Source organism: Solibacillus daqui (assembly GCF_028747805.1).
Classification (GTDB): Bacteria; Bacillota; Bacilli; order Bacillales_A; family Planococcaceae; genus Solibacillus; species Solibacillus daqui.
Map to the genome: position 1 here is coordinate 3,371,834 of NZ_CP114887.1, position 11,502 is coordinate 3,383,335.

Genomic DNA, 11,502 nt, shown 5'->3' on the forward strand with positions numbered 1-11,502 from the left:
GCTTCAATTTATCCGCGTTTTGCAATTTGCTCACGGCTATAATCATGAACAAATGTCGTTAAACGTTTTAATACAGCTGGATCTACTTCTGGGAATACACCGTGGCCTAAGTTGAATATATGACCATTTGAATGTGCTAAACCTTGGTCCACAATATCTTTTGCACGCGCTTCTAATACATTCCAATCTGAAATTAGTAATGTTGGGTCTAAGTTCCCTTGTACAGCTTTCGTTATACCTCGTGCTCCTGCTTCACGAATTGGTAAACGCCAGTCTAATCCCACAACATCAATTGGAAGGTCGTGCCACTCATTTACTAAGTGAGATGCACCGACACCAAATTGAATTAACGGTACATTTAGTGCACGTAACTCGCCGAAAATACGTGTCATTATAGGCTTGATGAAAATACGGTAATCTTCAACATTTAAAGCACCAACCCACGAATCGAAAATTTGGATTGCCTTTGCCCCAGCTTCTACTTGGGCTGAAATATCCATAATAATCATATCTGCAAGCTTGTCCATTAACTTAAACCAAGCTTGTGGTTGTGATACCATAAATGATTTTGTCTTTGCGTAGTTACGGCTTGGACCACCTTCAATCATATAGCTCGCTAATGTGAATGGTGCGCCTCCAAAACCGATTAACGGTACATTTAATTGTTCTTGCGTTAACATTTTGATTGTTTCAAGTACATAAGGTGTATGCTCTTTTGCATTGAACTCGCCTAGCTTTTCAACATCCGCTACAGAACGAATTGGGTTTGAAATAACTGGTCCTACACCTGCTTTAATTTTTACATCGACACCGATGCCTGGTAGCGGTGTTACGATATCTTTATAAAGAATCGCAGCATCTACGTTATATTGTTCAACTGGTAAACGTGTTACATAAGCACATAATTCCGGTTGCATTGTAATTTCTTCTAATGAATATTTTTCTTTAATTTCACGATATTCAGGCTGTGAACGCCCTGCCTGGCGCATAAACCAAACTGGCGTATGATCGACTTGTTCCCCACGAGCTGCACGTAATAATGTATCGTTAAATTTCGTCATGTTTGATGTTACTCCTTATCAAATAGAATTTCTTGATTTTTCCAATCCCTAAAAACGTCATTGATATCCATTATCGACTATAAACTTTTATATAGAAAATGTATAGATTTCTTAAGTAAATGTCATAAAATCGCCCTTAACGCCACATAACATTTTGACAAAAAGCTTGAACAGCTTTATAAATGAAAATAATAGAATAAAGGAGGTTTAAGCTTATGAACTTTTATGTAACATCTGGTACACCAGATTATATGGAGAAATTAATCGAAAAGAATGCAAAACACCCTTTAATCCTTCTACATGGTAATGGTAATTCAGTCGTTTTACATGAAAGCGACAAAAAATCCATTTTTGCTGTCCCAAGAAAATTCGAGGTAATCGCTCAAAAAGGACAGTTTGAACAAAAAGGCTTTTTCACTTTTTACAATATGCCTATTATGTCAGATGATCGCCCAGTTTTCGAGGAAAAAGCACTAAATACCCTTTCATTGCTTGATTCAAACGATGCTGTCATCGCCTATCGTTTGTTACGTCCTATTAAAGAAGAAACGTATTTGTTCATTACTCAATGGGGTGGTCCAGTCTCCTATGAAGTTTGGAAAAATAGCACAGTCTATGTAGAACGTTTTGCACCTCTTTTCGAAAGCAAAGCAGCCGCACTTCAATCAATGTTCAATTCACCTTCCTATATTACGACATATAGTGCACCACCAAAAGAATAATGCTCGTATAAGAAAGCTGTGGGGGCAATATTTTTTCTCACAGCTTTTGTATTGTGAAAAACTAAATCATGATGGAGGAAATCATGTTGGCTAAACAATTACATATATTTATCGCCTTTTTTCGTTCTGGTATTCTAGGCTTTGGCGGTGGTCCTACAACAATTCCACTCGTACATAAAGAAGTCGTCAAAACATATGGTTGGATGACAGATGAAGAATTTGCAGATGTCATTTCAATCGGTAACACATTGCCTGGCCCAATCGCTACAAAAATGGCTGGCTATATTGGCTACCGAATTGGTGGCTGGCCAGGGCTAATTACCGCCCTATTTGCAACGGTTTTTCCAACTGTAATACTAATCATTTTATTATTAGGTTCATTAAAACAATTTCATGATTCAAAATTTGTTAGTGGCATGACAAACGGAGTTATTCCAGTAGTGGCCGTGATGATGGGTGTGTTAACATACGATTTCTTAAAAAAATCAAAAGCTTCTCTCGGTTTCAAAATCGCTGCACTTATATTTATCGTGAGCTTTATTACCATTATTCTTTTAAATATTCATCCGGGTATTGTTATTTCTATTTTATTGGTGCTTGCTTTTGCCTTACCTGTTAAAGGAGGTCAAGAATCATGACTTATCTCCATTTATTTATCGCTTTTTTCTTTCCGAATATTTTAGCGTATGGCGGAGGGCCCTCTGCAATCCCATTAATCGAGCATGAAGTCGTAGAGAAATATGAGTGGATGTCTAAAACCGAATTTAGCGAACTGTTGGCACTTGCCAATTCATTACCAGGACCAATCGCTACAAAAATGGCTGGCTATATTGGCTTTGAAGTAGCTGGAGTTTTAGGAAGTATTGTTGCCTTATTTGCAACAATTGCGCCATCACTTGCATTGATGCTACTATTATTAAATTTGTTGCATAAACATCGTAACTCACCACGTGTTAAACGTTTATCGAGCTTTGTATTACCTGCAATTGCGGTACTAATGCTATCGTTATCATTTGATTTTTTACAAACATCTTATAAACATAACAATTGGATTCCAACGGTACTACTTGTTATCGCTAGCTACTTCGCATTAGAAAAGTTTAAAATTCATCCTGCATTCGTTATTTTAGCAGGACTTTTAATTGGTGGATTATTTTTATAGTGGAAAATTATGTAACGCAACCGATATAACCCATGAGTATGTTTTATGGGAGGGGGAGCAACATGCGTATTGGAAGCTGGAGCAGTGCTGGACTTGCGATTTATAACAACTATAACCGCCATTATAACACTATGAATAAAGCACTGTATCGTATTTCCACAGGATATCGCATCAATAGTGCTGCTGACGATGCGGCAGGACTTGCCATTTCCGAAAAAATGCGCGCACAAATCCGTGGTTTAAATATGGCAGGTAAAAATATTCAAGATGGCATTTCGCTCATTCAAACGGCTGAAGGTGCACTAAACGAAACCCATGCCATCATACAACGAATGCGTGAGTTGTCGGTTCAGGCAAGTAACGATACATTAACTGACGATGACCGAAAACTACTTGATATTGAATTCCAAGAGCTAAAAAAAGAAATTACCCGCATATCTACTGATACCGAATTCAATACCCGCACATTATTAAACGGTGACTATAAAAATAGCGGCTTGAAAATTCAGGTTGGTGCCAACAGTGGAAAAAATATTGAAGTATTAATTGGTGAAGTAAGTAGCTCCTCATTAGGCTTAGACGGTTTATCGATTGCTACAAGAGAAGATGCAGAAAAATCACTGAGTCAATTGGACAAATCATTAAACCAAACGTCAATGGAACGCGCTCGTTTAGGAGCTTATCAAAACCGATTAGAACATGCCTATAATGTGACTATGAACACATCTGAAAATTTATCAGCTGCGGAATCACGCATTCGTGACGCGGATATCGCTAAGGAAATGATGAATTTCACTAAGGCAAGCATTTTAATGCAGGCTACACAATATGCCATGCAACTACACCTTCAACAAGCACATTCTATTTTAGATTTACTAAACTCCGGTTTATCACCGAAAAAAAGATGGGGTTAGCTATTCGCTAAAACCCCATCTTTTATTTTGACATACGCAATGTCAATTCACTTACAACAATCATTACTATAGGAACTATATAAAACAGTGGCTGCATGACCGCGCATAACATCACTATGATTGCTTGTACAACACTTAATTGGCGCAATAACTTTGCAACTGCCTGCTTTCTCGTATCACGTGCAATTGGATAGAGCATATCCATTCGGAACTCACCAGCGTTCATCAGCGCATATTTTAATTGTAATGTCGTCGCAAAGGCCATTGCCGCTACAACAATCCATGTCACAAATGGAATCGAAATAAATAGTGCAATCCCCCCTGCAATTGCAGTTAAACGCACCCATAAGTAAAAGTGGTCATCAGTACGAATAAACGTACGATAAACTAAGTATGCTTGTGTATTTCCCTTTTTGAAAGCAATCATTTTATAGGCAACATCTAACCATGCACGACGCTTTACCGAACCTTTTAAATGCGGTACATCAGTAAAATAGTTAGCAAAACGGTAAAAACCCATCATACGATTTTGCTCAAGTTTAATAAAATGCTCATATGGCACAGGGTTGTTCACCGTTTTTTTCATTAAGACAAAAATGTAATACGCTAGCATTACTAAAAATACTAAAGCAATAAAGCCATCCGCTAATGACATTTGAATTCCTAAAATTGTTACAATTGCACGTACAAAACGATCCAATAGCACCGCATTGCCACGATTGACAAAACGATAATAAAACTCCGCACGCACATTAAGCCACTTTAAAAATGCTACAAATATGACCGTTAACCATAATGATAATACCGATAAATCGGTCGCTGCTTTTAATAATGGAATCGAAACAATAAAAAGCACAACAGGCACAAGCACTTGCGACCAAAAAGTCCAATTCATCGCTTTATTAAAATACCCTTGCAACTGACTTTCAAGCGGCAGTAAATACACTTGGTCTGGCTCTTTTAATAATGTTACAGGGCGACTAAACGCAATCACTAATCCGATAATAACGGCAATTATCCACTCCGCAGGGAAATCCGGCTCAACCACTTTTAGCCACTCGCTATATTGATAGCCCCCTGCCCCAACAATAAAGACAAGCACAATCGCAATATGACCTGTAAAGATGAAGCGCATATATTTCATCACTTCGCCAATATAGTGCTCAAATCGCTTCCTCCATACACTATGCATGTTGTTCATTGTCCTGCTCCTTTGTCATCGCAATGTACAGATCATCTAGTGTCGCAGTCGGCATATTAAACGCTTTTCGTAAATCATCCATTGTTCCTTGTGCACGTACACGACCCTCATGTAATAAAATAATGCGGTCACAATGCTTTTCTGCAGTTGATAAAATATGTGTCGACATTAAAATCGAAGCACCCGCCCGTTTTTTATCGTCCATTTGGTCAAGTAATGATTGAATACCAAGTGGATCTAGTCCTACAAACGGTTCATCGATAATATACAAACTTGGATTCACTAAAAACGCGCACATAATCATCACTTTTTGGCGCATACCTTTTGAAAAGTGCGAAGGGAACCAGTTTAAACGCTTTTCCATACGAAATTCTTTTAATAGGCTTTCCGAACGGTCTTTTAATGTTTTTTCATCTAATCCATAGGCCATCGCCGTTAACTCTAAATGCTCTCTTAATGTCAATTCTTCATATAATACAGGTGTTTCAGGAATATAAGAAAAACTTGAACGGTATTTATCCATATCCTCTTTTAAAGTTACACCGTTTAGACGAATTTCTCCTGCACGAGGTAAAAGCGTTCCGATAATATGCTTAATCGTGGTACTTTTCCCTGCCCCATTTAGTCCAATCAAGCCGACAAGCTCACCTTTATTTATTTCAAACGATAAATCTTGAATAACAGGTTTTTTCGTATAGCCGCCTGTTACATTTTGAAGTTGTAAAATAGTCACAGTGGTCACTCCTTTTTCTAAATTTTAGTTTATCAAAAGCTTTTGAAGTTGAACACCGAATGAACCCATTTGGTGAATGTAAAATGAAATTTTTCCATTATAATAAGATAGTTTTCCATATTTTCTATGTTAAAATGAAAGGAAATATCACGAAAAAGGAGCGACAAAAATGAGTGATTGCTTATTTTGTAAAATTATCGCCGGAGAAATTCCAAGCTTAAAAGTATATGAGGACGAGCATGTATATGCATTTATGGACATCATGCCCTTAACTAAAGGACATACCTTATTAATTCCAAAAACACATTGCAAGGATCTTTTTGAAATGCCAGAAGATGTTGCCCGTAATTTATACGCAGCTGCACCGAAAGTAGCCAACGCGATTAAATCTGCATTCAATCCTGTAGGTATGAATACAATTAACAACAATGGCGCAGAAGCGGGTCAAACGGTGTTCCACTATCATCTTCACCTTGTACCACGTTATGACGAGACAGACGGCTTAAAATTACAATGGAACGGTCGCCAAGATGAATTTCCACTTGAAGTACTCACAGAAATTTCAGCACAAATTAAAGCAAATCTATAATCATCTGGCGGTACGAAAGGCATTCACTTTTAGTACCGCTTTTTTATCCAAATACAGACAGTCTATGTTTACTATAATTAGAATATGGAAATGAGTGTATCAATAACACTCTCGAAAGGACGTAATTCAATGAAAGCAAAATCATTTCTTATTGGGTTAACAACTGGATTAGTTAGTGGCGCTGTAGTTGTATTATTTTCAGCTCCACAATCTGGTGCACAGCTTCGTCAATATATTGCTAGCAATACGACAGGGGTAAAATCAAAATTACAAGATGTACAAGCCGAAATTGGCAATGTAAAACAGTCGATTGGAACGCTAAAATCCGAAGCACAGAATAGTATACCTAGTATAATAAATGAATTGAAGGATAACTTCACAGCATTTAAAACTGAAATCGAGCCAGAATCAGAAAAGTTAAAACAAGAAATCGAAAATTTACAGAATTCTATAAAAGAAATCGAGAAAATTATCCCTCAAAGCAAAAATAGCGCACAATGAACAATCATTCACGATTAATTCTTTAGAACTATTTCATTCGTAAAAATAGGGTGTTTTAATTCCAAAAATATCATTTTCTAGTATTTTTAAATCAACATTTAATTATTCGATTTTTCTAACTTTAAACTTTTTTCTTTTATTGCTATAATATTTTCAAAATGATAAATGAAAGAAGAAGGTGATTGCTTTGACAGAAGATTTATACTCACAAAGAGAGGCTATGCTATTTAGCCAAAGAGTGGCACAATTATCAAAAGCCCTTTGGAAAGCTATCGAAAAAGATTGGCAAACATGGATTAAGCCTTTTGATTTAAACATTAATGAGCACCACATTTTATGGATTTCGTACCACTTAAAAGGTGCCTCGATTTCAGATGTAGCTAAATTTGGTGTCATGCATGTATCTACTGCTTTTAATTTTTCAAAAAAATTAGAAGAACGTGGATTACTCACTTTCTCTAAACGCGATGAAGATAAACGTAATACATACGTGGAGCTGACACCAGATGGCGCAGAGCTAATTTTACGTATGTATGAACATTATCACGATACAGAACATACTATTTTACAAGGTGCGCTCCCATTAAAAGAATTATATGGTCGCTTCCCTGAATTTTTAGATGTGATGGCTGTCATCCGAAATATTTACGGTGACGACTTTATCGAAATCTTTGAACGCTCATTTTTCAACTTTAAAGAAACGATCGATGAAACAGGCAAAAAAATTATTACTGCACCTGCATCTACACTATAACCAAATGTTTACGAAGAAATGTCCTCATCTAAAATTTGAAGACATTTCTTTTTTAGTGTATAAAAAAGTATAGGCTTTAAAAAAATACATCATTATACTTAAAATGTATTTATTACTTTTAGTTTAATGGGAAAACATAGAAAGAGGCTGTCAAAAAACGTTTTCAAGACGAGCCCCACATAGGAGGATATCTGTGCACTGTTGGAAAACCATTAATATCGAACGCGAGTACGGAGCAACACGACTTTATTTACTAGCGATCATCCTGTTCGTTCTTGTATTTTGCTTTTCATACATTGCGTTTAGCTTTAATTTTACAGGCCGGCATATAGATCGTTATTTATGGTTGGTCTTTTTAATTGTGCCGATTATTTACCCCCTTCATAAATATTTGCATTATATCGCGCTATTTCATCACAAAAAATCGCTCGTTTTTCGCTTTAAAATTCAATACCATTTCGTACCCATATTTTATATGCGATTGCAACACGGCATTCCGAAACGTTCTTACATTTTCGCGTTAATAACACCATTCGCTGTACTGAACACTGCATTTATTGTAGGGGGATTCCTCTTACCAGAGTTTGCACATTATTTTAGTGTGCTACTTGCTTATCATTGTAGTATTTGTTTAATGGACTTTTTATATATCAAAAATTTAAAGTCCGCACCAAACAATGCTATAATTGAGGAAACACCAAGAGGATATGAGATTTTAGTACCACTTGATCTTTAATTTTTTTGCTTAGAGGGGAGGAATAAATTTGTTACTTCTTATCGTAATTTTATTTTCAGTAATATACTTATTCCAAATTAATCGAATGACGGCCGCATTATGTAGTCGCCGCGAAATTCCAGAAGAAAAACAACCTAAAATTTTCCGCACTATTAATGTACTCATTACTATTTTATTAATTTCCATGTATGTGGAAGTTCTGTTAGCCGTTTAACTTGTAAATCACTCACATTCACAACATTTAAAGGTGATGCGCTTAAAATATGCGCATCACCTTTTAAGTCACATAGCTATTGTAACTTACCTAAAAATTAGTAAAGAAACGCTGCGCCAACGATAATTAATAAGATAAATAACACAACGATTAACGCAAAGCCTGAACCTGAACCATAACCGCCACCATTGTAGCCACTGCCGCCCATACTAACACCTCCTTTCTCCCTTTATCCTATGCACGTGCTTTTGTAAAACTTAGGCAATCTCGGCATGCAACCATTTTGTTTTTAAAACGTTTATGTTATAGTAACTAAAGATTTAAAGTTCAGTTAGGAGCGTAATTAAACATGAAAAAAACTCTTTTAGCATTAACATTCGCTGCATCTCTAGGTTTAGCAGCATGTAGTAATCCTGGAGATGAAGTAGTCGTTTCAACAAGCGTAGGTAACATTACGCAAGAGGAATTTTATAACTCAATTAAAGAAATTGCCGGTGATCAGCTTTTACAACAAGTGGTTATCGAACAAATCTTAAACGACAAATATGAAGTAACAGACAAAGAGGTAGACGAAGAATTAGCTGCTGTTAAAGAACAATACGGCGAGGGCTACGAAGCTGCAATAGCTCAAAGTAACTTAACAGAAGATATGTTAAAAACGAACATCCGCTTCAGCTTATTACAGGAAAAAGCGACAAAAGATGTTGAAGTAACAGATGAGGAAATTCAAAAGTACTATGACCAAGCCTCTCAAGAATTAAATGCTCGTCACATTTTAGTTGAAGACGAAGCATTAGCTAAAGAGTTAGTTGCTAAACTAAAAGCTGGTGAAGATTTCGCTAAATTAGCGAAAGAAAACTCTACAGATACTGGTTCTGCTGAAAAAGGCGGCGAATTAGGTTGGTTCTCAGTAGGAACTATGGTTGAACAATTCAACGATGCAGCGTATGCTTTAGAAGTCGATGAAATTAGTGAACCAGTAAAATCTGACTTCGGTTACCATATCATTCAAGTTACAGAAAAACGTGATGTAAAAGACTACGGTACACTTGAAGAGAAAAAAGAAGAAATTCGCGATGCAATCGCTGCTACAAAAGGCGACTGGAATAAAAAAATGGCTGAGTTAATCAAAGAAGCAAAAGTTGAAGTAAAAGACAAAGACTTAAAAGGTGCTTTCGACGGCATAACATCAGCGGAATAATCTAAATAGAAAAAGCGAAGTCCAACAAATTGGACTTCGCTTTTTTTTAGTTTTTCTTTACAAATTCTGATTTTAATTTCATTGCACCAAAACCATCGATTTTGCAGTCGATGTTGTGATCGCCTTCCACAAGACGAATATTCTTTACGCGTGTACCAATTTTTAAAGTAGATGAACTACCTTTTACTTTTAAATCTTTAATGACTGTTACTGTATCACCATCTACAAGTAAATTGCCATTCGCATCACGTACAACTAAGCCCTCTTCTTCTACAACTTCAGCAGTTTGAGGCCATTCATGTGCACATTCAGGACATACAAAATTTGCACCATCTTCATACGTATATTCTGAGCCACATTGTGGACATTTAGGATATTCCATTTTACATACCTCCAGCATTTATTCTTCTTCATACTGTCATACTTCTTACCAAGAAACAACTTTAGCTCAATAATTCACGCAAATTCTGCAAAATTCACCCAATTTTCTCATTATTAGTATTCACGATTTCCAGTTTCCGTTAACCAAAGCGCAACTCCTAATAATGCGCCACCTAGTGCATTGCCTATTGTTACTGGAATTAAATTATGAAAAAAATGATCGATTGAAAATACAGCACCCTGTGGAATCATTGATGCTACAGAAAATACCATCATATTGGCAATACTATGCTCGAAACCACCTAGTATAAACGGAAAGATACAACAAAAAATCAACGCAATTTTCGCTGTTTCACTTTTCACGCGATATGTACACCAAACTGCCAAACATACTAAAACATTGCAATAGATTCCACGAAACAATAGCTCACTAAAACTAGCAGACGTTTTTAGATGCGTTACTTTTTCAACATAGGCAGCTAAATCCCCTACAACATAGCCGGTCATCATTAATAACCACGCACAAAGATAAGCTCCGACAAAATTGCCACCATAACTAACTATCCAAACTTTTACTAAATCAAGCCACGATGATCGTTTTTCTAAAGCTCCTATTGTCATGACCAAATTATTGCCCGTAAACAAATCAACGCCACCTAGCATAACCATGCAAAGCGCAATTCCAAATACTGCTGCTTGTATAATTTTTACATACGGCACTTCTGCAGGTGTGAGCATCCCGCCAATAACGATAAACGTTAACATACCAAATCCTATAAAAAGCCCACCAAGTAAAGCCAACATCAAATAACTAAAAACACTTCGATTTACTATATTTACTTTTTTTTGTGCTACTGCTACAATTGCTTGAAAAGTTTCATTCAAAAGAAATACCTCATTCCCAATAAGTATTCTATCAATTACGCCTCGGCGTAATTGCGTCCAGATTTTTTCAAGCTCGGGGCCACAGGACGTGGGTCAGTCAGCCGTTGTCACACGATGTGACGTCTTTAGGCTGACTTCCTCTTTTAAAATTCACCTAAAAAATCTGTGACATCCACCGGAGCTTAACTTGATTCAGCCGGAGTTTGAACTCCCGCTGAATCAAGTTAAATTATACCAAGTTAATTAACAACATGTGTGTGGAAGTTCAAAATACAGTGTTTTTCTTAACATTCGAATGTAAACCACGCTTAATATTCTAATTAAAGCCCACAAAACCGAACATTAAATTTTCACTCAATACAAAAATTCGTGAATTTGATATATGTTCTGCTCTTTTTTGTTTATTGTAAAAATTATTTTAAGAATTTTCCCACTTTAAATGTAAAAG

15 protein-coding genes and 1 pseudogene are annotated in these 11,502 nt (G+C 36.4%); 10 read left to right on the top strand and 6 right to left on the bottom strand.

Going from position 1 to position 11,502, the window contains the following annotated elements; all coding sequences use genetic code 11:
* Window positions 1-8 precede the first annotated feature (8 nt).
* Window positions 9-1,061: a uroporphyrinogen decarboxylase gene (gene hemE, locus O7776_RS16510; protein ID WP_274308051.1), complete on the bottom strand. Its 1,053-nt coding sequence runs from the start codon at window positions 1,059-1,061 to the stop codon at window positions 9-11.
* A 215-nt stretch (window positions 1,062-1,276) separates the two neighbouring features.
* On the opposite strand from hemE, the gene O7776_RS16515 reads away from it, so the two are divergent.
* The 4 genes from O7776_RS16515 (at window position 1,277) to O7776_RS16530 (ending at window position 3,859) form a co-directional block, all read left to right on the top strand.
* Window positions 1,277-1,783 (top strand): Target of RNAIII-activating protein, encoded by a 507-nt coding sequence (locus O7776_RS16515; protein WP_274308052.1) that lies wholly within the window; start codon window positions 1,277-1,279, stop codon window positions 1,781-1,783.
* 83 nt (window positions 1,784-1,866) lie between these two features.
* Entirely contained in the window at window positions 1,867-2,421 is a 555-nt protein-coding gene (locus tag O7776_RS16520) for a chromate transporter (protein WP_420802129.1), read from the top strand.
* Complete coding sequence (locus O7776_RS16525; protein ID WP_274308054.1) at window positions 2,418-2,945, top strand: chromate transporter; 528 nt, start codon at window positions 2,418-2,420, stop codon at window positions 2,943-2,945. The genes O7776_RS16520 and O7776_RS16525 overlap by 4 nt, the downstream gene beginning before the upstream one ends.
* A gap of 62 nt (window positions 2,946-3,007) precedes the next feature.
* Window positions 3,008-3,859 carry a flagellin N-terminal helical domain-containing protein gene (locus O7776_RS16530; RefSeq protein WP_274308055.1) on the top strand — a complete coding sequence of 284 codons (852 nt, stop codon included), beginning with the start codon at window positions 3,008-3,010 and terminating at the stop codon, window positions 3,857-3,859.
* A gap of 22 nt (window positions 3,860-3,881) precedes the next feature.
* Here the strand turns inward: O7776_RS16530 and O7776_RS16535 are convergent, their stop codons facing one another.
* Both O7776_RS16535 and O7776_RS16540 read right to left on the bottom strand, forming a co-directional pair.
* Window positions 3,882-5,060 (bottom strand): ABC transporter permease, encoded by a 1,179-nt coding sequence (locus O7776_RS16535; RefSeq protein ID WP_274308056.1) that lies wholly within the window; start codon window positions 5,058-5,060, stop codon window positions 3,882-3,884.
* Complete coding sequence (locus O7776_RS16540; protein ID WP_274308057.1) at window positions 5,044-5,793, bottom strand: ABC transporter ATP-binding protein; 750 nt, start codon at window positions 5,791-5,793, stop codon at window positions 5,044-5,046. Before O7776_RS16540 ends, O7776_RS16535 begins: the two co-directional genes overlap by 17 nt.
* 154 nt (window positions 5,794-5,947) lie before the next feature.
* On the opposite strand from O7776_RS16540, the pseudogene O7776_RS16545 reads away from it, so the two are divergent.
* The 5 genes and pseudogenes from O7776_RS16545 to O7776_RS16565 form a co-directional block, all read left to right on the top strand.
* Window positions 5,948-6,382 (top strand): annotated as a pseudogene (locus O7776_RS16545) (HIT family protein); the annotation flags it as partial.
* A 129-nt stretch (window positions 6,383-6,511) separates the two neighbouring features.
* Window positions 6,512-6,883 (top strand): YtxH domain-containing protein, encoded by a 372-nt coding sequence (locus tag O7776_RS16550; RefSeq protein ID WP_274308058.1) that lies wholly within the window; start codon window positions 6,512-6,514, stop codon window positions 6,881-6,883.
* Window positions 6,884-7,064: 181 nt separating this feature from the next.
* The gene (locus O7776_RS16555; protein ID WP_274310529.1) at window positions 7,065-7,637 is read left to right on the top strand and encodes an HTH-type transcriptional regulator Hpr; all 573 of its coding nucleotides are present in this window, start codon (window positions 7,065-7,067) and stop codon (window positions 7,635-7,637) included.
* A 193-nt stretch (window positions 7,638-7,830) separates the two neighbouring features.
* Window positions 7,831-8,373 carry a DUF3267 domain-containing protein gene (locus O7776_RS16560; protein WP_274308059.1) on the top strand — a complete coding sequence of 181 codons (543 nt, stop codon included), beginning with the start codon at window positions 7,831-7,833 and terminating at the stop codon, window positions 8,371-8,373.
* A 28-nt stretch (window positions 8,374-8,401) separates the two neighbouring features.
* On the top strand, window positions 8,402-8,587 hold the full coding sequence (locus tag O7776_RS16565) for a hypothetical protein (protein ID WP_241369896.1): 186 nt from the start codon (window positions 8,402-8,404) through the stop codon (window positions 8,585-8,587).
* A gap of 97 nt (window positions 8,588-8,684) precedes the next feature.
* Here the strand turns inward: O7776_RS16565 and O7776_RS16570 are convergent, their stop codons facing one another.
* Window positions 8,685-8,795 (bottom strand): YjcZ family sporulation protein, encoded by a 111-nt coding sequence (locus tag O7776_RS16570; RefSeq protein ID WP_274308060.1) that lies wholly within the window; start codon window positions 8,793-8,795, stop codon window positions 8,685-8,687.
* Window positions 8,796-8,936: 141 nt separating this feature from the next.
* On the opposite strand from O7776_RS16570, the gene O7776_RS16575 reads away from it, so the two are divergent.
* Window positions 8,937-9,788, top strand: coding sequence for a peptidylprolyl isomerase (locus O7776_RS16575; protein ID WP_274308061.1), 852 nt, complete (start codon window positions 8,937-8,939; stop codon window positions 9,786-9,788).
* A gap of 46 nt (window positions 9,789-9,834) precedes the next feature.
* On the opposite strand, the gene O7776_RS16580 is transcribed toward O7776_RS16575, so the two are convergent.
* Window positions 9,835-10,170 (bottom strand): zinc ribbon domain-containing protein YjdM, encoded by a 336-nt coding sequence (locus O7776_RS16580; RefSeq protein ID WP_274308062.1) that lies wholly within the window; start codon window positions 10,168-10,170, stop codon window positions 9,835-9,837.
* 113 nt (window positions 10,171-10,283) lie between these two features.
* Window positions 10,284-11,054, bottom strand: a complete 771-nt coding sequence (locus O7776_RS16585; protein ID WP_274308063.1) for a formate/nitrite transporter family protein — start codon at window positions 11,052-11,054, stop codon at window positions 10,284-10,286.
* Window positions 11,055-11,502: the final 448 nt, after the last annotated feature.